The sequence below is a fragment of the Klebsiella sp. F11 genome (assembly GCF_056712265.1).
The window spans coordinates 995,864-1,017,449 of record NZ_CM160060.1; the positions used below are offsets into that span (position 1 = coordinate 995,864).

Annotated in this window: 22 protein-coding genes; 9 read left to right on the top strand and 13 right to left on the bottom strand. The window is 58.2% G+C overall.

Annotation, left to right across the window (positions count from 1 at the left end):
* Positions 1–7: 7 nt before the first annotated feature.
* The 11 genes from AC1M2H_RS05020 to AC1M2H_RS05070 form a co-directional block, all read right to left on the bottom strand.
* Positions 8–1,477 (bottom strand): EAL domain-containing protein, encoded by a 1,470-nt coding sequence (locus tag AC1M2H_RS05020; RefSeq protein WP_480150536.1) that lies wholly within the window; start codon positions 1,475–1,477, stop codon positions 8–10.
* Positions 1,464–2,369: a fimbrial protein gene (locus tag AC1M2H_RS05025; protein ID WP_480150537.1), complete on the bottom strand. Its 906-nt coding sequence runs from the start codon at positions 2,367–2,369 to the stop codon at positions 1,464–1,466. The genes AC1M2H_RS05020 and AC1M2H_RS05025 overlap by 14 nt, the downstream gene beginning before the upstream one ends.
* 17 nt (positions 2,370–2,386) lie before the next feature.
* Complete coding sequence (gene fimG / locus AC1M2H_RS05030) at positions 2,387–2,890, bottom strand: type 1 fimbrial minor subunit FimG (RefSeq protein ID WP_480150538.1); 504 nt, start codon at positions 2,888–2,890, stop codon at positions 2,387–2,389.
* 12 nt (positions 2,891–2,902) lie between these two features.
* Positions 2,903–3,430 carry a type 1 fimbrial adaptor subunit FimF gene (gene fimF / locus AC1M2H_RS05035; protein ID WP_480151844.1) on the bottom strand — a complete coding sequence of 176 codons (528 nt, stop codon included), beginning with the start codon at positions 3,428–3,430 and terminating at the stop codon, positions 2,903–2,905.
* Positions 3,431–3,443: 13 nt separating this feature from the next.
* Positions 3,444–6,065, bottom strand: coding sequence for a fimbrial biogenesis usher protein (locus tag AC1M2H_RS05040; RefSeq protein ID WP_480150539.1), 2,622 nt, complete (start codon positions 6,063–6,065; stop codon positions 3,444–3,446).
* A 74-nt stretch (positions 6,066–6,139) separates the two neighbouring features.
* Complete coding sequence (locus tag AC1M2H_RS05045; protein ID WP_480151845.1) at positions 6,140–6,826, bottom strand: fimbria/pilus periplasmic chaperone; 687 nt, start codon at positions 6,824–6,826, stop codon at positions 6,140–6,142.
* A gap of 74 nt (positions 6,827–6,900) precedes the next feature.
* The gene (gene fimI / locus AC1M2H_RS05050) at positions 6,901–7,440 is read right to left on the bottom strand and encodes a type 1 fimbrial minor subunit FimI (protein WP_480150540.1); all 540 of its coding nucleotides are present in this window, start codon (positions 7,438–7,440) and stop codon (positions 6,901–6,903) included.
* 71 nt (positions 7,441–7,511) lie between these two features.
* A complete protein-coding gene (gene fimA / locus AC1M2H_RS05055; protein WP_480150541.1) occupies positions 7,512–8,060 on the bottom strand; it encodes a type 1 fimbrial major subunit FimA in 549 nt (182 codons plus the stop codon).
* 496 nt (positions 8,061–8,556) lie between these two features.
* The gene (locus AC1M2H_RS05060; protein ID WP_480150542.1) at positions 8,557–9,153 is read right to left on the bottom strand and encodes a tyrosine-type DNA invertase; all 597 of its coding nucleotides are present in this window, start codon (positions 9,151–9,153) and stop codon (positions 8,557–8,559) included.
* Positions 9,154–9,776: 623 nt separating this feature from the next.
* A complete protein-coding gene (locus AC1M2H_RS05065; protein ID WP_480150543.1) occupies positions 9,777–10,382 on the bottom strand; it encodes a tyrosine-type DNA invertase in 606 nt (201 codons plus the stop codon).
* 941 nt (positions 10,383–11,323) lie between these two features.
* Positions 11,324–11,935: a LysE family translocator gene (locus AC1M2H_RS05070; RefSeq protein ID WP_480150544.1), complete on the bottom strand. Its 612-nt coding sequence runs from the start codon at positions 11,933–11,935 to the stop codon at positions 11,324–11,326.
* A gap of 151 nt (positions 11,936–12,086) precedes the next feature.
* On the opposite strand from AC1M2H_RS05070, the gene AC1M2H_RS05075 reads away from it, so the two are divergent.
* Positions 12,087–12,560, top strand: a complete 474-nt coding sequence (locus tag AC1M2H_RS05075) for an Lrp/AsnC family transcriptional regulator (protein WP_426812041.1) — start codon at positions 12,087–12,089, stop codon at positions 12,558–12,560.
* A gap of 67 nt (positions 12,561–12,627) precedes the next feature.
* On the opposite strand, the gene AC1M2H_RS05080 is transcribed toward AC1M2H_RS05075, so the two are convergent.
* A complete protein-coding gene (locus tag AC1M2H_RS05080; protein WP_480150545.1) occupies positions 12,628–13,134 on the bottom strand; it encodes a MarR family winged helix-turn-helix transcriptional regulator in 507 nt (168 codons plus the stop codon).
* 81 nt (positions 13,135–13,215) lie between these two features.
* Between AC1M2H_RS05080 and AC1M2H_RS05085 the strand changes: the two genes are divergently transcribed.
* A complete protein-coding gene (locus AC1M2H_RS05085; protein WP_480150546.1) occupies positions 13,216–14,088 on the top strand; it encodes an EamA family transporter in 873 nt (290 codons plus the stop codon).
* Positions 14,089–14,183: 95 nt separating this feature from the next.
* On the opposite strand, the gene AC1M2H_RS05090 is transcribed toward AC1M2H_RS05085, so the two are convergent.
* Positions 14,184–14,396: a YdgH/BhsA/McbA-like domain containing protein gene (locus AC1M2H_RS05090; RefSeq protein ID WP_095099001.1), complete on the bottom strand. Its 213-nt coding sequence runs from the start codon at positions 14,394–14,396 to the stop codon at positions 14,184–14,186.
* A 385-nt stretch (positions 14,397–14,781) separates the two neighbouring features.
* Here AC1M2H_RS05090 and AC1M2H_RS05095 point away from each other — a divergent pair, with 385 nt between their 5' ends.
* The 7 genes from AC1M2H_RS05095 to AC1M2H_RS05125 all read left to right on the top strand — a co-directional run bounded on the left by AC1M2H_RS05095 (position 14,782) and on the right by AC1M2H_RS05125 (position 21,568).
* A complete protein-coding gene (locus AC1M2H_RS05095; RefSeq protein WP_480150547.1) occupies positions 14,782–15,108 on the top strand; it encodes an antibiotic biosynthesis monooxygenase family protein in 327 nt (108 codons plus the stop codon).
* The gene (locus AC1M2H_RS05100) at positions 15,101–15,490 is read left to right on the top strand and encodes an amino acid-binding protein (RefSeq protein WP_480150548.1); all 390 of its coding nucleotides are present in this window, start codon (positions 15,101–15,103) and stop codon (positions 15,488–15,490) included. Before AC1M2H_RS05095 ends, AC1M2H_RS05100 begins: the two co-directional genes overlap by 8 nt.
* A gap of 6 nt (positions 15,491–15,496) precedes the next feature.
* Complete coding sequence (locus AC1M2H_RS05105; protein WP_480150549.1) at positions 15,497–16,198, top strand: ArsR/SmtB family transcription factor; 702 nt, start codon at positions 15,497–15,499, stop codon at positions 16,196–16,198.
* Positions 16,199–16,678: 480 nt separating this feature from the next.
* The gene (locus tag AC1M2H_RS05110) at positions 16,679–17,287 is read left to right on the top strand and encodes a fimbrial protein (protein ID WP_480150550.1); all 609 of its coding nucleotides are present in this window, start codon (positions 16,679–16,681) and stop codon (positions 17,285–17,287) included.
* 95 nt (positions 17,288–17,382) lie between these two features.
* A complete protein-coding gene (locus AC1M2H_RS05115) occupies positions 17,383–18,084 on the top strand; it encodes a fimbrial biogenesis chaperone (RefSeq protein ID WP_480150551.1) in 702 nt (233 codons plus the stop codon).
* A gap of 11 nt (positions 18,085–18,095) precedes the next feature.
* Positions 18,096–20,582, top strand: a complete 2,487-nt coding sequence (locus AC1M2H_RS05120; protein ID WP_426812051.1) for a fimbria/pilus outer membrane usher protein — start codon at positions 18,096–18,098, stop codon at positions 20,580–20,582.
* The gene (locus AC1M2H_RS05125; protein ID WP_480150552.1) at positions 20,573–21,568 is read left to right on the top strand and encodes a fimbrial protein; all 996 of its coding nucleotides are present in this window, start codon (positions 20,573–20,575) and stop codon (positions 21,566–21,568) included. The genes AC1M2H_RS05120 and AC1M2H_RS05125 overlap by 10 nt, the downstream gene beginning before the upstream one ends.
* The last annotated feature ends 18 nt before the right edge of the window (positions 21,569–21,586 follow it).

Consider the following 21,586-nt stretch of genomic DNA (forward strand, 5'->3'; position numbering starts at 1 on the left):
CGTTCTATCAGGCCGCAGGCGCGGCGCAGCGTCCCGGAGAAAAGCGTTGAATAAGATCTGCGAGATTGTCGTGATTGACCGGGGGCGCGATCAGGTAGCCCTGAAATCGGTCGATCCCCAGCGCCTTCAGCATATTCAGCTTTTCCAGGCTATCCACCCCCTCGGCAACGCAGCGGCTGCCGGTCAGCTGGCAGTAGTAGATCAGGCTTTTTACCAGCGCCAGCGCGTGGGGGTCGTGCTGGAAATCATTCACGATGCTCATATCGAGCTTGTACTCGCTAAAGCGCACCGCGCGTACCGGAAACAACACGCTGCTTTGTGAAAAGCAGTCGTCGAGCATAATGCGAAAGCCCTGCTGCTGTAATTTCACGATATTACCGCCGATCTTGCCCTGGCGGTTAAGATCGACGGTTTCGGCAAATTCCAGTACCAGCCGCTCCGCCCAGCGTGGATCGCCCAGCTGCTGGCGGGCCGCCTCCATCATCCGCATGAGGTTGTCATGCCCGGCGATAGCCGGCGGGACGTTTATCGAGAAGTAGAACTCGCCGCGATGCTGATTGATGCCCTGAACCGCTTCCCGCAGCGCAAAGGCGGTGAGCAGCAGCCACGCATACTCCGCGCGCACCAGCGGCAGAAACTCGCCGGGCAGCAGCACATTGCCGCTGCGCCGCCAGCGCGACAGCACCTCGATCCCCTTGAGCATCAGCCGGCCATCGGTAATGGGCTGGAATACCGGAAACACCTGCCGACAGTGGATCGCGTGCACGAACTCGCGCTCAAACGCCGAAAGCGTGGCGAAAGCCTGCGCTTTGTGCCCTTTTGCCTGGCTTCCGGGGAAGCGGGTGGCGAGATGCGGATGCTGTTCCACCATCTTTTTCAGTCCTGACAGTTTCTGGTTATAGAGGGTCTTATGGCTAACCCCGCGCAGCTCGGCCTGGCGGGTGATGCTGTATCCGCGCAGCCAGTCCAGCGCGGCGTTGAACTCGGGCTTGCTCAGGCCCGTAGGGGGAATGCCGCGCGCTGCCGCCTCGTCAGCGGCCAGCGTCTCCAGCGACGGGTAGCCCGGGGCCGTCTGGCCCAGCAGCGAGGCCAGCTGCCGGCAGGGCAGGTCGGAGGCGGCGGTTTTGACGGCGGCAAGACGGCGGCGGTCGCCTACCAGGTGTAGCAGCGTTTGCCATAGCCAGCCGGCGGGGCTGCGGCTGAGGATCAGCATCGGCAGCGCGCTGGCGCTACGCTCGAGCAGCAGCCCCGCGTGGCGCAGGGTAAACAGCAGCCAGAAGGGATCGTCGGGCAGAAATACCACGACCCGGCCGAGGCTGGCCGGGTCGGGAAGAGAGGGCGTTTCATGGGCCTGAGGCGATAAAAACCTCGGCCGCCGCCCGCCCGCGCCGATCAGCGACGAGAGCCCCTCCGCGGCCATCGAACAGGGCGAGAGCACGCACTCCACCGCCGGGGCGGGCGCCTTACTGGTAGACAAACGTCACTCCAATAATTGACTGCACGTTGCCGGCGGTGACCTGCCCGCTGGTGCGCGCGTACTCGGCCGTCAGCCCAAGGCTAACCGGCGACGTGCCGACCGTACCCAGCGATACCGGGCTGTTGGCGGCTACCGCCGTACCGCCGCGGGTCAGCTGCACGCCGATCCCCTGCGCCGGCGAGGCGGAGGCGGTATTGGTAAAAATCGCGTTGCCGGTACCGGTGGTGGTGCCCGACAGGTAGTAGCCCAGCGTCTGGTTCTGCGCGCAGTGCACCGTCAGCGGAACCGCCATCGAGCCGGGGTAGTCCGGCAGCGTCACCGTCACGTCGCGGGCGGAGACGTCGCAGCCGCCGGTCGGCACCACCACGTCGTTATTGGCATAAATATTCCAGACGAACTGGTAGGAGTCGCTGTTGTAGTTGTTGGTCTGGTGGAGGATCAGCACGGCAATCAACGAGCCGGAGGTGATGGCGATCCCACCGGCGGTGCTGACTGGCGTCAGGTAGAGCACGGTTGGCCACGGCTTATCGGTGGTCGAGTCGTAAATCACCCGCGAGGTTTCCGCCGTGGTCGGGAACGGGTAGGAGCTGCCGTTGTATTTTACGGTACCGGAGAAGCTCGACAGCACGCCGCCGTAGGCGGAGCCGCGCTGGAGGGTCACGTAGTCGGTGATGGTCTGCGGATAGTCGTTATGGCAGAAAATCTGCGTCGACAGATCGACCACCAGGTTCTGCCCGACGCTCACCGCAGGGGAGAGATTGACGTAGACGTTGGCGCTGCCGCCGCCGATGGGGATGGTTTGTCCGCTGGCGGTTTTACAGGCGAAGGACCAGGCGTTAATCGACCAGCCCATCATCGCCAGCGCCGCCAGCAGGGTGACTAATTTTTTCATAAACGTACTCTCCTGATTCAGGCGTAGGTGTAGGTGACGTTAATCACCGCCTGAATGGTTCCCTGGGTGGCGCCGCCGTTCACCGTCAGCGCTCTGACCTGCAGCGGGAAACGGACGGACTGGGTGGCGTCATCGACCTGCACCGATTGAGTGGCGCCGTTGTTCAGCGTGGCGCCGCCGCTGTCCTGCAGCTCGAGCTGGATATTGCCGGCGGTGCCCTGGTTTTTGTAATAGCCGGTGCCGTCCGCGGTGCCGCTGAAGGTGGCGACCACCCGCGAGGTGCCCACCGGGCAGTTGCTTAAATCGAGCGCCACGCTGTGCCAGGGCGAAGCGGCCCCCGCCTGGACCAGGCTGAAGGTGTAGAGATCGCCGAGGTCGACGGTGGCGTGCGTGGTCGACACCGTGCACGGTTTGGCCACCACCTTGCCGTTCACGGTGATGGTGACGTCGGCGGCCTGTAGCGAGGAGGCGGCCATGAGCAGCGCGCCGGCGACCAGCCATCGTGGGGGAGTCCATTTCATCTCAGCCTCCGGTTACTGAAATTCCAGCGTAAAGGTCGCTGTGGCGTTAACGTGCCCGGCGGTGACCGGGACCTGGGTCGCCATCAGGCGGGCGTAAAAGTTCAGGATATTGGTCTGCCCCGGGGTCAGGGTGGTCCAGGCTATCGCCGGGGAGGCGGCGTTCAGCGGCAGCATCGCCTGCTGCGTATCGAGGATCTGCACCCCCATTCCCGCCGCGGCCGACGCGCCGCTGTCCAGCTTCAACAGGCTGGTGTTGGCGCTGTCCGCCACTCCGGTGAAGCCCACCTTCACCGCGGTAACCGAGCTGCCGCAGGGCGACAGGACGATGCGAAACGGCACCGCGGGCGTGGTGGCGCCGACGGCGTGAAACTGTCTGGCGGCGTTATCCAGCAGATCGACGGTAAAATCCTTTGATTCTCCCGCCACCGCGCAGGCGTTATCCCGTACGTAGCCGCTGATGGAGATGGTGCTGTCGGCGGCGAAGGCGTTGGCCACGGCAAGCGACAGCACGGCCAGCAGCAAATAGAGCGATTTAGTCATCATGATCCTTTCCTTAGCGGCATACGGCGGAGAGCTGGCTCAGCGCCTGCTGCTGACTCTCCGGCGGCAGGCGATAATCAGCCACGCAGCTGGCGTCCGGCCCGTCTCCCCACTTCACCTGTACCCGGCCGGCCAGCGGCATCCCGCTCAGGTAGACCTGGCCGTTATCGGCGACAATGCTGCCGCTCTGATTGCTCGTCGAGGTCACCATGGCGCCGAACGGTACCGGCCTGCCGTTGTGGGTGAGGGCCATCAGCAGCTTCATCCCGACGTGGGCCCTGAAGTCGGCGCGGACGATCGCGCCATGGGTGGGCACCACGCTGACCACGGCGTCGTCAAGATCGACGTTGTCGGCGAGGGTGTTGGTATCCAGCGCCACCCGGTTTTCCCGGTACTCGGTGGCGTAAGGCAGCACCGCGTAGCCGCGCCAGTCGGTGCGCACGCCGGTCTGATTCTCTACCTTCACCTTTTCCGCGCCGGGCGCTTTGATAAGCACCACCGTGTCGTTCAGCGGCTGGCTTAAGGTCACGCCGTTGGCATGGGCCAGCACGCCGCCGCTGACGCCGTAGTAGAGCTGCTTAAAGCCGTCGCTGCGGCTGTAGCCGACGTTGACGTTGCCGTAGCCGCCGCGATAGTTCAGCGCGGTATAGCCCGTGCCGCCGCTGTTGCCGGCGCCGCCTCCGGCGTAGCCGGTCTGCACGCTGTAGCTCAGGTTGTTATCCTCCAGCAGCGTGCCGTAGAGCCCGGCGAGGTTGGTCATCCGGCCGTCGAGGTCGTGCGACATGCTGTAGCTGGCGCTGGCGTGGCGCCACGCGGATTTGCTGTCCGAGCGCAGCCAGTGGCTGAACGGAATGTTGACGTTGACCGCCAGCATCTGGTCGCGCCCCTGCTGCCAGGCGTTTTTGGTCAGGCTGTAGCTCAGCGTCCAGTTGATATCGTCCACCGCGGCGTTAAGCCCGGCCTGCAGCTGCTGGTCCGCCTTGCCGGTTGACCAGTAGCTCTGATGACTGCCGCTCAGGTAGAGCGTGGCGGTGCGCCCCAGCTGCTGGGTGACGCTGACCTGCACCTTGCCGCGCTTGCTGTAGGCGAGGTTGTAGTAGTCGGTGAATTTGGGCTTCACCTGGATAACGCCGTCCTGGGTCTCGACGTCGTAGCCGCTCATTCGGCTATAGGTAGTATCGGCAAAGCTGTAGTAGCCCCGCGTGGAGTAGCGGTAGCCCACCAGCTGAATATTGGTGCCGATTTCGTTAAGCGATTTGTTATAGAGGAAACGCAGCGACTGCCCCTGATGAGTGCTGTCGTCGGGCAGGGTGGCGTTTGCCTGGGTCACGTCCAGCGACACGGCGCCGAACTCGCCCATGTTTTTGCCGACGCCGAGGTTAAAGGCGCGGTAGCGGTCGGCGAGCTGGCTGCCGCCGTACAGCGTCCAGCCCGCCGCCAGGCCGTGGAGCAGCGTCCCCTGGAAGAATTTCGGCTTCTCCTGCTGGTCGTTGCCGCTGCGGTACTCCCCCGCCGTCACGGCGAAGCGCGAATGGCCCTCGCGCTGCAGCACCGGCACCGTTGACCACGGCACGGTAAAGATCTGGCGGGTGCCGTCGGTCTCTTTAATGGTGACCTGCAGATCGCCGCCGTTACCCGCAGCGTAGAGGTCGTTGATGGTGAACGGCCCCGGCGGCACCGTGCTTTGGTAAATTTCGTAGCCGTTTTGCCTGATCGAGACCTGCGCCGTTCCCCGGGCAATCCCGTGAATGACCGGGGCGAAGCCTTTCTGGCTGTCCGGCAGCATATTATCGTCAGAGGCCAGCTGGGCGCCGCGGAAGTTGATGCCGTCGAACACGTCGCCGTTGGTATAGCTGTCGCCGAGCGTCAGGCGCGAGCGTAGGGGAACAATATCCCGCTCCAGCCAGCTGTTGACGTGCTGCCACTTATTTTCGTTGTTCGATGAACTGCCGCCGCTGCTGTAGCTCCAGGTGGTGTTATCCCGCAGGCGCCAGGCGCCGAGGTTGAGGCCGCTTTGCAGATTGAGCCAGGCATAGCTGCTGCTGCCGCCAATATCGTTGCGCACGTTGTTGCCGGTGAAGTTGTAGTTCAGCAGCCCGGCGGTAATTCCGTCATCCCACAGTTCCGGGGGAATATAGCCGCGCGCGCGGTTGCCCATAAAGGCCTGGGGAACGGTCAGGTACAGGCGCTGCTGGCCGACATCGAAGCGGCTGGTGGACTCTTTGATCATGGCGGCGAGCGGGACGCAGGCGTCGGCGGCCAGCGCCTCCATTCCCGCCACGGCGTGCGTGTTGACGCCCATGCTCGCCAGATCTCCGCGGGTCAGGCAGGGCGCGAGGCGATGATCCTCTTCCCCGGCCTTAAAGGTCACGTCGCGGGTGGTCATAAAGCCGTTGTTCAGATAAATGTCGACCCGATAGGTGCCGGGCGGCACCTCCTGCCCCTTCTCGAAGTTCGAGAGGTCCGCTACCGCCGCCGGATCGTCGGCCAAAAAACGCGGGTTAAAATAGAGCTCCGCCCGCGCGGCAAAGGGCTGCGCGGCCAGCGCAAGCAGCAGCGCCCCCGCAAAACGCGGGGCATGACGCCGGGCGCGCGGAGAAACCAAACGGTTCGGTCCATATTTCAGATGTGACATAATCCCTCCGGTCCGAAGTCGCCCGGCTGTCAGTTCTTATTATATTTCAGGGGATAACGCTGGTTTCCCCGTAGCTATTGCGCGACGCCCTTCATCCGCGGGGTCAGCGCGCCGTAGTCGTTAATCGTCCGCCAGGAGATCTCCCGGCCGGCGTCCGGCGGCAGCTTCACCGAGGCTTCGCCCATCGGCGGAACCAGCGCGTTTTCCAGCACCCGGGTTCCGGCGTTGAGCTCGGTTACCGTCAGGTAGTAGGGGGTAGGATTAATCAGCGTGAGGGTGTTTGCGCTGCGGCGAAAGCGCAGTTTCTCCGTCGCCTGATCCGGCGAGAGCGCCAGCTTAGCCGGGCGATAGTAGAGCTTGATGCGGCTGATAATCGCCAGCTGCAGGGTATTGTCGCTGAGCTTCGATTTATCCATCGACGGGATGGCCTTAACGTTCATCCAGAACAGGCTTTCGCGATCCTGCGGCAGCTGATTGTTGGTGGCGTCGATGATCCGCAGGGTGTTCTCTTTTTTCCCCTGCATGGCGAACAGCGGTGGGGTGATCACAAACCGGCCGTCCTTCTGACCGTCGGCATTTTCTACCCACGACTGAATCAGATAGGTGCTGCTGTCGTCGTTATTGGTGACCGCCAGCTGAACCTGCTTTTGTCCGGCAGGGTAGATAACCCGGGTGGCACCCAGCGCTACGCCCGCGTCGGCAGCGGTGCTAAACCCGCCGGCGGCGATCATCAAAAATCCCGCTACCAGGCTTTGCGTCATCCGCAGTCTCTTTCTCACGTTTTCCCCTTTTATACTCACCGTTGTTTCCCGTATCCGGTATGCCTGCTGGCTGGTTACTGATAGGTCAGCGAAAACCAGGCCTGAGCGTTCGCGGCTCCGCCGGTCACCTGACGTCCGGTCGCCCGATATTTGGCGACAAAATGTAGCGTGGTCGGTCCGCTATACAGCCGTGACCAGGCCGCCGCTGGGCTATTGAGCGGGATCGGATGGTCCTCGCCGTCAAACAGCGCCACGCCGACGCCGGTGGCGATCCCCGGGCCTTCGCCCACCGAGAGCACGTCCGGATTTTTGCCATCAGCCACGCCGTGAAAGGTCACGCCCACCCGCTGGCTGACCGCGGTACTGCAGTCCTGCAGATGGATAGCGAAAGGAACGGGGTCGGTATCTTCGCCCGCTGAATGAAACCTATTGCTGCTGATTTGCCCCATATTGACCGTCAGCTGCCGGTCTCCCGCTTCCACGCGGCAGGATTCGGCGATGATCACGCCCTGGAAACGCATGCTGCCGCCGGGCAGGGTGACGTTCCACTGGTTACCGGCCAGCGCCAGCGGCGGCAGCAAAACGATCAGCAGACCTGATTTCATTCCTTGCATCGTAATTACCCCAGTCCTGTATGGATAACGGGCCATCCTGGCCCGACGAGCATCCGTGCGTGATGAGTGAATTACTCGTACTGAACTTTGAAGGTTGCGTCGGCGTTAGCGGTACCGGCAGTGGCCGCGCCGGTTGCGTAGTAGCGAGCCTGGAATGGAATGATGTTGGTGCCATCGTTCAGCGTGGTTGCCGAACTGAAGGTCGCTCCGTCCAGCGCCAGCGCGGTGCCGGTGTTGTCGAGGATCTGGAGGCCGACGTTAGTTGCGCCGCCGGCTGCGGAGTTTTGCAGCGCCAGTACGGTGGTGTTGGTGCTATCGACCGCCGTGCCGGAGAAGGCAACGGAGGCTTTAGTTGCAACGGTAGTATCGCAGTCGTCCAGCTGGATGTTGAAGCCGACGGCGGAGCTGGTGCTGCCCGCGGTAGCGAGCTTGGCTGAACGCACCTGGCCCAGCTGCACGGTTTGATCGATTGAGCCGGCGTCGACTGCACAGGCCGCGTTGACCACTTCCCCTTTAAAATGCACCGTCCCGCCGTTTACCGTGGTGGTATCGGCCAAAGCCGCCGCGGAGCTCAGGGACAGGGCTGACAGAACAACGATTGCCAGTGTTTTGATTTTCATGTTGTTTTCCTTTAAACAATATCGATATTACGAACCGAAATTGGCAGTCTTTGTGCCTTCCAGGCATTCCATATGTCAGCCGAATGGTCCGACTGCCGGCTCTGCTCAGTTTTTGCCCCAACGATGAGTCAATTGGGGCCATTTTGACTCATTGGATTAAAGTGCTTATGTGGTGGGTATTTTTGGGTTTTATGTTTTTGTTATGGGTGTTTTTGCGCTTTTATTTGGTGTTTTGTGCTAAATTTTTATTTTTAATAGCGTAGGCGGCGCGGGCGATTCGGCGGAGAGGAGAAGACGAGGTTACGAATGTCAGAGAAATGAAAGTAAAGAAATGTCGAGGTAAAAAATGTTGTTAATCAGCTAGATATTTATTATTTTTGGAAATATATGCACTTGCCGGTTGCAAAATATTACAAAACATTTTTATGATATAAACAGTTTGGCCCCAATTGACCTGTTCATTCAAGAAATTTATCTTATTTATCAAAGTAATAATTTATTTCTTCTGTTCAGGGATACTTTTATCCAGCAAATTATTTCTTTCCCATAATCCGGCAAAACGCGCGGCGTTGCTGGCGGTATAGCGCACCGTATGGCGAATATTGCGATGTCCCAGATAATCCTGAATCAAACGCGTATCTGTCCCTCTTTCGGCAAGCTCGTAGCCGCAGGCGTGACGCAGCATGTGCGGATGGGTGTGGGTGGCGGTTCCGGCCTCTTCGCCGGCGCTGCGGATAATGCGATACGCCTGCTGGCGCGAGAGCTGGCTGCCGCGGCGGGAGATAAAAATAGCGTCGGTGGTTTGTGCGGCCTTCCAGCCGGCGCGAACCTGAGTCCAGCGCTCAATCGCCTCCAGCTCGTCAAAGCGCAGCGGGTGGATGGTGGAAAATCCGTTCTTCAGCCGGCGGACGTTGATGCGCCCCTCGCTGAGGTCAAGATCGCGGTAGTGCAGGTTGAGTAGTTCACTAATGCGCATGCCGTGGCGAAACGCGAGCAGAATAAGACAATAATCGCGTTCGCCGGTGGGCCCGTGGCGGACGGCCAGCATCATAGCCTGAACTTCTTTGCCGGTAAGAAAACGACGTCGATTCACAATACATTGCTCCTGTATTTAATTTATACCAAGGCCTCAGCCTGAAAAAACGTCAGGCTGATTGAAAAATAATCCGCGATGTTAAAACCGTATTATATGAAGGTATTTAAGTTCAAATAGGCGATCGCATTACATTTACACATGGCTAAAATATTGCCACGCGATAATTCTTATTTTTATGGATTTTATGGCATACCACAATAGCGTGGCCGGTAATCGTTGCCAGGTTCATAAAATCAAAAGGGAAAAAGTTAGCGCTGGCGATATTATAGATGAGAAATAGCGCGCAAGAGTTTAAAACTCGTCCCGTCAGGCTATTTTAGTTTGCCGCATTAGCCGATCGCAGCTGCCGGAACCATCTGATTTTTCAGGCCCTTCTGGATGATCGTAGCGAATAACCCTCAGCCGTCGCGCCATTCGGGTTGATGCGCATGGCAATCGTTACACCTGATGATAAATAGCGAACGGATATCCGGAATATATACAGGGATATCGCTATTTGATTCTATATTGATGAAATAAGAACTTGCGGGAACATTAATCGCAATTAACGCATGGTTAATCTTTATTAATGTTTCCCCGGCCGCGGTTCGTGGCAACGCCCTCCCTGGCGTTGGCTGCGATTACTGGATAAGGCTAAGGCGTTGCTTCTCTTCGGCGCTGTCCCAGATGCCGTAAAAGCGCCCGGCGTTACTGGCGGTGTACCAGACGGTATGGCGGATATTGCGATGCCCGAGATAGTCCTGGATCAGTCGCGTATCGATCCCCATATTGGCTAACGCAAATCCGCAGGAGTGGCGGAGCATGTGCGGATGTATTTCCAGCGACAGCCCGGCGTGGTCTCCGGATGAAGAAATAATTTGGTAAAACTGCTGGCGCGAGAGGGGGTTGCCTTTGCGTGACAAAAATAGCCACTCGCTGTCGCTATCGGGATAGTCGCTGCGGATATCCAGCCAGTTTTTTAATGCCTGAATCTCTTTATTCAGCAACGGATGGGTGGTAGAGAATCCTTTTTTCAGCCGATGAATATAAATACATTTAGAGCGGAGATCGATATCGGATATTTGCAGGCGGCATATTTCGCTGGCGCGCAGGCCGTGAATAAAACACAATAACGTCAGGCAGTAATTACGCGCGGCGTGCGCTCCGGTATTAGCTGCTTTTAACAGCGACTCTATTTCGGCTCGAGTCAGGAAGTTCCTTTTTTTGATATCAGCATTGTTTTTCATTATCATCCCTTTTTATTTCAGGCATACATTACGTTCTGGCCAACGTCTGCAGACCAGTTTTTACATCCGACTGTAATTTTAAATTGCTAACTGCACCTTCCCGCCGTGCTTTTAGAGGACCGGAAAGGTATTCCGGCATATATTACAGCCGGGTTAGCTCATTACGTTTGAGATAATGAATGAAGCAGAAAGTATCTCCACGCTTGAGGAGCGGTAGCTTCATAAAAGAGTCATTATGGTAGTTTATTTTATTGAAAACATGAGGTTTTGCTGGTGGCTTTAACGTCCGCTTCATCCTGCTTTTCTCCTGGTTATGCGCGCCATAAATATAGAGGCACAGGCTGTGGTCTGGCGCACGCCTGACGCATCGTAGTGTCATAATTAAACTCCCGGCGGGCTTGTCATCATTCCCTGACGGAGGATTCAGGCCGCGGACCGCAGATGAATAATGCGTAAATGTCCCGCAGCCTGCGAACAACGATATGCACGACGGATAGCATTCACTGCATCACTACAACAGCGCCTAAACCATACTGCAAAATTTATGCGGAGAATAGTAATAATAAGTAAAGCGATATGTGCGGCGCCGGCGGTGAATTATTTACTCCGGCGATCGGGAAGAAACTCCTCCGCCATCGCTGAGCCAACTGCATGCTTTGCCTGCGAATTGTTTGGAGTCTTTTGGAGCTATCTGGAATTTTTTGGTGTCGTTTTTTTACGGATAAATAAGCGTGCTAATTTTATTGCGTAGCCTGAGATGATGATTATTCGCAGCTGAAACGCAATTTTAGATCCGCCTGGCAGGATATTTTATGGTGCGGGAACCGTCCCGGGAGGCTGATGGAAATAGCGCTGTCCGCTGCGCCATAAATTTACGCAGCGGAATCAGCGAGTAAACGCTCAGCGCAATATTGATCCCCGTTTGCCCCCCGGCGTCGGCATTATCCGAGCTGCTCGTAGAATAATAGCAGGGCAATAATCACCATAATGATGCCTGAAAGCATGCTGACTCTTTGCGCCGCCCGGGGGCGGGCGCCTAATACCGTTTTGGAGCCGTAGCCGACCAGTAAATAGATTACCGTGCAGGTTATCAGGTGCAGGCTGCCCAGCGCCAACATCTGCATCGCCAGCGACCAGCTGCCGTGAGGATCGGTAAACTGCGGCAGCAGGGCGAGGAACAAAAGAAAGACTTTTGGATTCAGGCCGCTAATGCAAAGCCCTTTTATTGCCCAGCCCTGCCAGCTGTCCGTCCGCCGTTCGGCGGCCGACGGCGCCGACGGATGGCGTAAAATTCCGATACCGAGCCACAGCAGATAGGCTGCGCCCAGTAGCGTGATGGCCGACAGCGCCAGCGGATATCCGGCGATCAGCACCCCAACGCCGGCGACCACCACGAGGGTTGCCAACAGATGCCCCGACATCAGTCCCGCCACCGCAGGAACTACCCGTCGCCCGTGAATACCGGCGCTGATAGCGTAGGCCCAGTCGGCCCCCGGCGTGACGATCAGCAGAAAAGAGACCAGCCAGAAGCTTGCGATAAAACTCATTTCCATAGCGGGCTCTCCCCACCGGGGTTGGATCCATTTTGCATGGCGATTGCGCTCAAACTCTTGCGAAAAGTTAACCGCAAGAATATCGGGAATGACGCGCAATGAGCTTTCAATGTTATGCTTAAAACACCCTTTAAAAGCGAAAATCTTCCAAATGGACAGCATAGATCGAAAAATTCTTGCCGAGCTGCAGGCCGACGGCCGGCTCTCGATAACCGAGCTGGCGGAGCGGGTCAATCTCAGCCTCTCGCCGTGCCATCGGCGGCTGCGGGCGCTGGAGCAGGACGGGACCATTACCGGCTATCGCGCCAGTCTCGATCCGGTGAAGATGGGCTTTAACTTCACGGCGATCGTCTTTGCCACCTTAAAAGAGGGGGATAAGCGAGCGGTGAGCGCCTTTGAAGAGGCGGTCGAAGAGATCCCGCAGATCGTGCTGGCGCAGCGCCTGTTCGGCGATCCGGACTATTTGATGCACGTAGTGACCCGCGATCTGCCGGCTTTTCAGAAGCTGTATGATGACAAGCTCTCCGCGATGCCCGGCGTTCAGCACCTGCGATCGACCCTGGTGATGAAAACCGTGGTGCAGGATCGTCCTTTTCCGCTGGAGAGCCTGAATTCGTCGCGATAGCGCCGCTGGGTGAAGATCTTTTTATTGAGCCGCTGCGTCTGCGCCACTCTGACCTCGCCGGCGGCTGCTACTCCTCTTCCAGCAGGCGCATCAGTTCCGCCAGCGCATCGTTGAGCCGCTGGCGCTGCTGCGCAGAGAGTCCGGCGAGCAGCCGGCGTTCGTTTTCGACGTGCGTTTCAACCGCGCGATCGATAAGCTCCCGCCCCGCTGGCGTCAGGGCTACCAGCATGCTCCGCGCGTCCTGCTGATTCGCCAGGCGGCAGATGAATCCCCGTTTTTCCAGCGCTTTCAGGCGATGGGTCATGGTGCCGGAGGTGATCATCAGCGTCGAAAAAAGCTGGGTCGGCGAGAGGGTAAACGGCTCACCCGCCCGGCGCAGGGTCGCCAGCATGTCAAATTCCCAGCGCACCAGATCGTGCTGGATAAAGGCTTCTTCGACGCGCGGCTCCAGCAGCATGGCGCAGCGCTTCAGGCGGCCAATCGGCCCCATCGGGCTACAGTCAAGATCGGGACGCTCCCGTTTCCACTGTTCAAGAATGCGGTCTACGGCGTCTGTTTGCGGTGATTTGTCCATTTGTGCCTGGTTACCTTGATATCAAGATATTTATCGATACATACTTGACTGACTAATTTACCTTGATGTGAAGATAAAATCATGACCTTTCTCTCGCGCTCTCCCATTTTTGATCTGCTGCTGACCGCCCTGGCTCCGGCCATCTGGGGGACAACCTATATCGTGACCTCGCAGCTATTGCCAGCGGACAGGCCGTTTATCGCGGCGCTGCTACGGGTGCTTCCGGCGGGGATCGCCCTGTTAATCTGGTGCCGCCGCTTTCCTTTGCGCAATGAGTGGTGGAAGCTGGCGGTCACCGGGAGCCTCAATATTGGCGCCTTCCAGGCGCTGCTATTTATTGCCGCCTATCGCTTACCCGGCGGTCTGGCGGCGGTGATCGGCGCCATTCAGCCGCTGCTGGTGATGCTGCTGGCCTGGTCCGTGGACAGGCAGCGGTCGCCGTGGATGGCGGTCGCTGCGGCCTGTACCGGCGTTATCGGCATGGCGCTGCTGCTGCTCTCTCCGCAGACGGTGCTGGATCCGCTGGGCATCGGCGCGGCGTTTTTAGGGGCACTCAGCATGGCGCTGGGCACCTGGCTCTCCCGGCGCTGGGCGATCTCGCTCCCGGTGGTGGCGCTGACGGGCTGGCAGCTGCTGATTGGCGGTGTGGTGCTGGCACCGATTGCGCTGCTGGTCGATCCGCCTTTACAGCAGGTGACCCTGATCCAGGCGGCGGGCTATCTGTGGCTGTGCGTGGCGGGGGCGATGCTGGCGTACGGCCTGTGGTTCCGCGGGATTAGCCGCCTCTCGCCGGTGGCGGTATCGGCGCTAAGCCTGCTCAGCCCGGTGACCGCGGTGCTGCTGGGCTGGATTATTCTCGGGCAGAAGATTCAGGGGCTGGCGCTGGTGGGGCTGATCGTGGTGCTGCTTAGCGTGCTGTCGATTCAGCGCGCGCTAACAAAAAAGGCCCCATAAAGGGGCCCGACATTGCTGCACGGTTGCTGCGCGGCGGGAGCCAAACGGGCCGCCTTCAGGCGGCCGGTCCGGCAGCTCCCTCTGCAACCATTCTCTTATTTGGAGAGCTCGGCGGTCATATGTACCTGGTTACCGGTGTAGGCTTCGGTAATGTGGTAAGACGCGCCCTGATCTTTAGCGATAGTCGCGATTTTAGCTTCCGCGTTGTCCAGGGTATCTGCGGTCACGCTGACCGGGTGCTGAGCGAAGCTAGCAAAAGAAACCAGGGACAGCATACCGGCGGCGGCAAGTAATTTTACGTTTTTCATGGTGTTTTTCCTTTTAACTTTACAGGTGGAAAGCGCTGTGCTTTCGATGGGCTTATAATAAGTTTGCTAACTATCACGTGCGTTGCAAAAAGTGCGATTTAGATCACACTTTTGTGCCATTAAGATGACGGTGAGGTGACATTTAAATTTATCTTAATCAATAAAAACAGCAGGTTGTTGAGACCTGCTGTGATTTATTGCTCCGGAAAAATAAACGCCGACGGCGTGGAGATTTTTCTTCCGCGGGGCTTTAGTTATTGTTTTGGTGAATGATTTGGTTGTTTTTTGAACCGCGCGGCGTGGGCAATACTTCGTCCGCCGGCGAAGTATTGCCGGGGCGGGCGGCATAGAGTGGCGGCACAGCTAAATAAATAAGGATGACACAATGATTGCCGTACTCTTTGAAGCCGAGGTTGCGCCGGCAGGCCAGACGCGCTACCTGGAGCTCGCGGCGGAGCTTAAGCCGCTGCTCAGCACGATCGATGGTTTTATCAGCATTGAGCGTTTTCAGAGCCTGACGACGCCGGGGAAAATTCTGTCGCTTTCCTGGTGGCGCGATGAGCAGGCGGTGCTGGCGTGGAAAAATAACCTCGCCCACCGGGAGGCCCAGCAGGAGGGCAAAGCGAATATCTTTGCCGCGTATCGGATCCGCATTGCCCGGCTGATGCGCGAATACGGCGCGGAAAAAGGCGAGGAGCGCGGCCATGTATGATATTTATGTGATATTGCCAAACCGGCCTGGCGCGCTGGCGCTGCTGGGACAAACGCTCGGCAGCGGCGGGGTGGGCCTGGAGGGTGGGGGTGTCTTCACCGTCAACGATCTGTGTCATGCCCATTTTCTGGTGGCCGACGGCGAGCGCGCCAGAGCGACGCTGGAACAGGCCGGGATCCCGGTGGCAGCGGTCACGCAGCCGCTTATTCGCCGGCTGAAGCAGGAGCAGCCGGGAGAGCTGGGGGTCATCGCCCGCGCGCTGGCCGGGCAGGGGGTCAATATTCTGACCCAGTACAGCGACCATGCTAATCGCCTGATTCTGGTTACCGATAATTTCCCGCTGGCGCAGGAGGCGACGCGCCGCTGGGCCACTAACGCGTGAGGCATTATGCTTAAACCTGCCGCAGTCATTACCGATGATGAGTCGCTGGCCGTCGCCATGGCGGCGATGGCTTCCGCCATGGCCGATAGCTCACGGGTGAAAATGCTCTGTGCCCTGATGGACGGCCGGGCCTGGACGGCCACGGAGCTGGCTACGGCGGCGGACATTTCCGCCTCCACCGCCAGCGCGCACCTGAGCCGCCTGGTGAACGGCCGGCTGCTGGTGTGCCTGGCGCAGGGGCGGCACCGCTACTACCGGCTGGCGGGGGCGGACGTCGCCGGCTTAGTGGAGAATATGATGACGATGGCCGGAAAGGGCGCGCTGACGCTGAGCACCCGCACGCCGGTTAATTTACGCCGGGCCAGGACCTGTTACGATCACCTCGCCGGCGAGCTGGCGGTGGATATCTATCACTTTTTACTGCACGAGGCCTGGATTACGCCCGACGGATCGGCGCTAACGGCGGCGGGGGAAGCGCACTTTTCCCGCCTTGGGATCGTCCTGGCCGGCGATCGCCGACGTAAAGCGTGCTGCGCCTGCCTGGACTGGAGCGAAAGGCGCTTTCATGCCGGCGGGAGCGTCGGCGCCGCGCTGCTGCAGCATGGTCAGCAAAAGGGCTGGTTTATTCTGACGCCGGGCTTTCGCGAGGTTTCCGTTAGCGCGGAAGGAAAGCGCGCCCTGGCCCGCCACTTCCGGCTGTCGCTGTAGGTGCGACAGCCGCGGCCGTCAGCTCAGCGCGGCGGTTGCACCTGGTGTATTGGATCTCGCGTAACCCGCTATCGCTATTATTCAGATTGTTCCCGATGGCCATCAAATAGCAATATTTGTCATTATATTTACTCTCCACAGATATATCCTTTGTGCCTTATCCCTCCTGAAGTAAATAACAAAGACATCGTTTGTAATTATTATTATCCATTAATTAATAGGCTATGGCTATCGTCGGCGTGATGTAACAAGTTATAAGCAAATGTATATTTACCAGCGAAAAATAGCATTCTTTGACGCCGACAGCATTATCGAATTCATTATTTGAATTCGCGTCCTGACGCCTTAAATATTGCGGCTTCCGGTCAGTCGAAGTTTCTATTCACAGTTGCAGCGGTGGGCATCGCATAACGCTTCTTATCGCCTGCAGATTTACTGTTGGTTTATTGATACAAAACTCACTCTGACAAGGAAATGGCAATGAAAAAGGTTCTTCTCTCTGCAGCAATGGCCACGGCATTTTTCGGTATGGCAGCGGCAAATGCGGCTGATACCAATGTTGGCGGTGGCCAGGTTAATTTCTTCGGTAAAGTTACCGACGTATCTTGTACTGTTTCCGTAAACGGCCAGGGCAGCGATGCTAACGTTTACCTGTCTCCGGTAACCTTAACTGAAGTGAAAGCGGCGGGTGCAGACACCTACCTGAAACCGAAATCTTTCACCATTGACGTCTCTGATTGCCAGGCTGCTGACGGCACCAAACAGGACGACGTAGCTAAACTGGGCGTCAACTGGACCGGCGGTAACCTGCTGGCCGGCGCGGCTGGCAAACAGGTTGGCTACCTGGCTAACACCGAAGCTTCCGGTGCGCAAAACATCCAGCTGGTTCTGTCTACAGACGACGCGACTACTCTGAATAACAAAATCATCCCGGGCGACAGCACTCAGCCTAAAGCAACTGGCGATGCTTCTGCCGTTCAGGATGGCGCGCGCTTCACCTACTACGTTGGCTATGCAACCAGCACCCCGACTACCGTAACTACCGGCGTGGTTAACAGCTACGCTACTTACGAAATTACCTACCAGTAATTATCGTCTGAAAATAATCGCCTCGATTGAGGCGGTTATATTCCTGATAAAGCGGCAGCCGCTGCCGCTTATTTTTTTTCCCGTCTGAGGTCAGCATGAAGCGTATTGCCCTTTGTTTCTGTTTCATTTTTAGTTTTGCGGCCAATGCCAACAATATTATTGTTAACGGCACCCGCTTTATTTATCCCGGAAATGAAAAAGAAATAACGGTACAGCTTTCTAATACCGCAGATCGCCCGGCGCTGGCGCAGGCCTGGCTGGATAACGGCAACGCCGACGCCACGCCGGATACGATTACTACGCCATTTATTATTACGCCGCCAATATCCCGCGTGGATGCCAAGAGCGGGCAGACCTTACGTATTAAGCTTGGCAGCAGCGCGGGGCTTGCCAAAGATAAAGAGACGCTGTGGTGGCTTAATCTACTGGAAATACCGCCGGTAGAAGCTAATCCAAAAAATGAAGGGCAGAACATCCTGCAGCTGGCGATTCGTTCGCGCTTTAAGTTTATCTACCGCCCGACCGGATTGGGCAACCGCGACGTTGCGCCGGAGAAATTAGCGCTTTCTGCCAGCGGTAGCAGCCTGTCGGTCAGCAACCCTACGCCATTTTATCTCACCGTGAGCCGTATTTCCCGTGACGGCGGCAAGGCCCTGAACAGCAAAACGGTGATGCTTGCTCCACAGTCCAGTCAGACCGTTGCCCTCTCTTCCGCCGTGAGCAGAGGCGAGACCCTGACGATTAATAATATCAATGACTATGGCGCAGATGTGGCAGTGAAAGTAGCCGTTAAATAAGGGACACTACCATGAAGCAGAGGACTATCAGCCCGGGAAGGTTAAGTTCGGCGATCGCCATGGCGCTGCTCTGCTTTCCACCCTTTTCCAGCGGACAGGAAAACCCGGGAACGGTATACCAGTTTAACGACGGCTTCATTGTTGGCAGCCGGGAAAAGGTCGATCTGTCACGCTTCTCCTCCAGCGCCATCTCTGAGGGGACCTATTCGCTTGACGTCTATACCAACAACGAGTGGAAAGGGCGCTACGATCTGAAGGTCACCCGCGACAAAGACGGCAACATGGGGATCTGCTACACCAAAGAGATGCTTGAACGTTACGGCATTGCCGCGGAAAAGCTCAACCCCCAGCTGGGGAAGCAGGAAGGCTACTGCGGGCGTCTGAAAGAGTGGCGTAACGAAGAAAACGTCAAGGACAACCTGATTCAGTCCTCCCTGCGGCTGGAAATTTCCGTGCCGCAAATCTACGAAGATCAGCGCCTGAAAAACTATGTCAGCCCGGAGTTCTGGGATAAAGGCATTACGGCGCTGAATCTCGGCTGGATGGCCAATACCTGGACCAGCCACACCTCGGGGAATAACGGTTCCGATAACAGCAGCGCCTATCTGGGGCTTAACGCGGGTCTCTCCTGGGACGGCTGGCTGCTCAAGCACGTCGGTAACCTGAACTGGCAGCAGCAGCAGGGGAAAGCGCACTGGAACAGCAACCAGACCTATCTTCAGCGGCCGATTCCGCAGATCAACTCGATCGTCAGCGGCGGGCAGATTTTCACCAACGGTGAGTTCTTCGACACCATCGGCCTGCGCGGGGTAAACCTGGCGACCGATGACAACATGTTCCCTGACGGCATGCGCTCCTACGCGCCGGAAATCCGCGGCGTGGCGCAGAGCAACGCCCTGGTGACGGTGCGTCAGGGAAACAACATTATCTATCAGACCTCGGTACCGCCGGGTCCGTTTACCCTGCAGGACGTCTACCCTTCCGGCTACGGTAACGACCTTGAAGTTTCGGTCAAAGAGGCCGATGGCTCGGTGCAGGTGTTTAGCGTTCCCTATGCCTCGGTGGCCCAGCTGCTTCGTCCGGGGATGACCCGCTATGCGCTGTCGGCCGGTAAGGTCGATGACAGCGGGCTGCGTAATAAGCCGATGCTCTACCAGGCGACCTGGCAACATGGCCTGAATAACGTCTTTACCGGCTATACCGGCGTTACCGGCTTTGACGATTACCAGGCGTTCCTGCTGGGGACCGGGATGAATACCGGTATCGGCGCGCTGTCGCTGGATATTACCCAGTCGCGGCTGAAAAGCGACACCCTCGACGAGAGCGGCCAGAGCTACCGCGCTACCTTTAACCGGATGTTTACCGATACCCAGACCAGCATCGTGCTGGCGGCCTATCGTTACTCAACCAAAGGCTACTACAACCTGAACGACGCGCTGTATGCCGTCGACCAGGAGAAGAACCGCAACAGCAGCTACACCCTGTGGCGGCAGAAAAACGGTATGACCTTCACCGTTAACCAGAACCTGCCGGACGGCTGGGGCGGTTTTTATCTCAGCGGGCGAATCTCTGATTACTGGAACCGTTCGGGCACCGAGAAGCAGTATCAGCTGAGCTACAACAATATGTTCGGTCGCCTTTCGTGGTCCGCCAGCGCGCAGCGCGTGTATACGCCGGACAGCTCCGGCCACAATCGCGACGATCGCATCTCGCTCAACTTCAGCTATCCGCTGTGGTTTGGCGAGAACCGAACCGCCAACCTGACGTCGAATACCTCGTTTAATAACTCCCGCTTTAGCAGTTCGCAGATCGGGATTAACGGTTCGCTGGATAGCGAGAACAACCTCAACTACGGCGTCTCGACGACCACCGCCACCGGCGGTCAGCATGACGTTGCGCTGAACGGCAGCTACCGCACGCCGTGGACCACCCTGAACGGCAGCTATAGCCAGGGCGAGGGCTATCGTCAGAGCGGCCTGGGCGCCAGCGGGACGCTGATCGCCCATCGTCACGGCGTGGTGTTCTCGCCGGAAAGCGGCAGCACGATGGCGCTTATCGAAGCGAAAGATGCCGCCGGCGCTATGCTGCCGGGTTCGCCGGGTACCCGCGTCGACGGCAACGGCTACGCCATCCTGCCGTATCTGCGCCCGTACCGGATTAACTCCATCGAGATCGATCCGAAGGGCAGCCATGACGATATCGCCTTCGATCGCACCGTGGCGCAGGTGGTGCCGTGGGAAGGCAGCGTCGTGAAGGTGTCGTTTGGCACCACGGTACAGAACAACATCACGATTCAGGCGCGCCAGGCGAATGGCCAGCCGCTGCCGTTCGCTGCCAGCATTTTCGATCCGAGCGGCAAAGAGATCGGCGTGGTCGGCCAGGGCAGCATGATGTTTATCAGTGACGCCAGCGTTCAGCACGCGACCGTTAAGTGGAGCGGCGGGCAGTGCACGGTGGAACTGGGCAAGGCAAAATCAAAGGAAACGGTATGTCGCTGAGTAAACAACTGACGCTTTTTATTGGCTTAATGGCGCTGGGGACCACCTCCGCCTGGGCCGCCTGTACGCGCCTGTCGCAGCCGACGGTGAGTCTGGATATGGTCGTCGGCAGGGTTGTCGTCCCGCCCGATCTGCCGGTGGGCTCGGTGATTGTCTCCCGGGACTGGACGATGAGCGCGTCGGGCGGGGCCAGCTACAGCTGTACCGCCGGCACCAACCGCTTTGCGGCGAAGATTGTCTCCACCGGCGCCACCGATCTGGGGAATAAGGTCTACTCCACCAACGTGCCGGGCATCGGCATGCGCTTTAGCCGCGGCGGCTCGACGGTTAATATCGTCTATCCCGACGTCTACTCATCCACCATCAACCGCACCACCAACTACTCGCTGGAAGGCTCCCGCTTTACGCTGGAGATTATTAAAACCGCCGCGACTACAGGCAGCGGTACTCTGGCGGCGGGGAAATATACTTCCTACGACTGGGAGCGGGGCAGCAACCCGATTCTGGAAACCTACCTCAGCGCCAATGCGATTACCGTGGTCTCGCCGTCCTGTACGGTGCTCAGCGGTAAGAATATGAACGTTGACGTCGGGACCATTAAGCGCAGCGATCTGAACGGCGTCGGCACCTACGCCGGCGGCAAAGATTTTAATATTGAGCTGCAGTGCAGCGGCGGGCTGAGCGCGACCGGCTATGCCAATATCGAGGCCTCTTTCTCCGGCACGCTTGCCACCGGTACGACCGTCACCCGGGGAGCGTTGCTGAACGAAAAGGCCGGCAGCGCGATGGCTAAAGGGATTGGGATTCAGGTGCTAAAAGGCGGCGTGCCGGTTGAGTTCAATAAGAATTACAACGTCGGTACCCTAAGCAACCAGGAAACGCGCTACATCACGATACCTTTCCTGGCGCGTTTTTATCAGTACGCGGCGGCCACCAGCACCGGCGAGGTTGAGTCTCATATGATCTTTAACCTGACGTACGATTAATTCGGGAGGCGGGTATGA

Coding starts and splice junctions, on each gene's coding strand:
- AC1M2H_RS05125 (WP_480150552.1), top strand. CDS start 20,573: ATGTCGCTGAGTAAACAACTGACGCTTTTTATTGGCTTAATGGCGCTG.
- AC1M2H_RS05040 (WP_480150539.1), bottom strand. CDS start 6,065: ATGTCACATCTGAAATATGGACCGAACCGTTTGGTTTCTCCGCGCGCC.
- AC1M2H_RS05025 (WP_480150537.1), bottom strand. CDS start 2,369: ATGAAAAAATTAGTCACCCTGCTGGCGGCGCTGGCGATGATGGGCTGG.
- AC1M2H_RS05080 (WP_480150545.1), bottom strand. CDS start 13,134: ATGGACAAATCACCGCAAACAGACGCCGTAGACCGCATTCTTGAACAG.
- AC1M2H_RS05065 (WP_480150543.1), bottom strand. CDS start 10,382: ATGAAAAACAATGCTGATATCAAAAAAAGGAACTTCCTGACTCGAGCC.
- AC1M2H_RS05090 (WP_095099001.1), bottom strand. CDS start 14,396: ATGAAAAACGTAAAATTACTTGCCGCCGCCGGTATGCTGTCCCTGGTT.
- fimG (WP_480150538.1), bottom strand. CDS start 2,890: ATGAAATGGACTCCCCCACGATGGCTGGTCGCCGGCGCGCTGCTCATG.
- AC1M2H_RS05100 (WP_480150548.1), top strand. CDS start 15,101: ATGTATGATATTTATGTGATATTGCCAAACCGGCCTGGCGCGCTGGCG.
- AC1M2H_RS05070 (WP_480150544.1), bottom strand. CDS start 11,935: ATGGAAATGAGTTTTATCGCAAGCTTCTGGCTGGTCTCTTTTCTGCTG.
- AC1M2H_RS05085 (WP_480150546.1), top strand. CDS start 13,216: ATGACCTTTCTCTCGCGCTCTCCCATTTTTGATCTGCTGCTGACCGCC.
- AC1M2H_RS05120 (WP_426812051.1), top strand. CDS start 18,096: ATGAAGCAGAGGACTATCAGCCCGGGAAGGTTAAGTTCGGCGATCGCC.
- fimF (WP_480151844.1), bottom strand. CDS start 3,430: ATGACTAAATCGCTCTATTTGCTGCTGGCCGTGCTGTCGCTTGCCGTG.
- AC1M2H_RS05045 (WP_480151845.1), bottom strand. CDS start 6,826: ATGACGCAAAGCCTGGTAGCGGGATTTTTGATGATCGCCGCCGGCGGG.
- AC1M2H_RS05075 (WP_426812041.1), top strand. CDS start 12,087: ATGGACAGCATAGATCGAAAAATTCTTGCCGAGCTGCAGGCCGACGGC.
- AC1M2H_RS05105 (WP_480150549.1), top strand. CDS start 15,497: ATGCTTAAACCTGCCGCAGTCATTACCGATGATGAGTCGCTGGCCGTC.
- AC1M2H_RS05095 (WP_480150547.1), top strand. CDS start 14,782: ATGATTGCCGTACTCTTTGAAGCCGAGGTTGCGCCGGCAGGCCAGACG.
- fimI (WP_480150540.1), bottom strand. CDS start 7,440: ATGCAAGGAATGAAATCAGGTCTGCTGATCGTTTTGCTGCCGCCGCTG.
- AC1M2H_RS05115 (WP_480150551.1), top strand. CDS start 17,383: ATGAAGCGTATTGCCCTTTGTTTCTGTTTCATTTTTAGTTTTGCGGCC.
- AC1M2H_RS05110 (WP_480150550.1), top strand. CDS start 16,679: ATGAAAAAGGTTCTTCTCTCTGCAGCAATGGCCACGGCATTTTTCGGT.
- fimA (WP_480150541.1), bottom strand. CDS start 8,060: ATGAAAATCAAAACACTGGCAATCGTTGTTCTGTCAGCCCTGTCCCTG.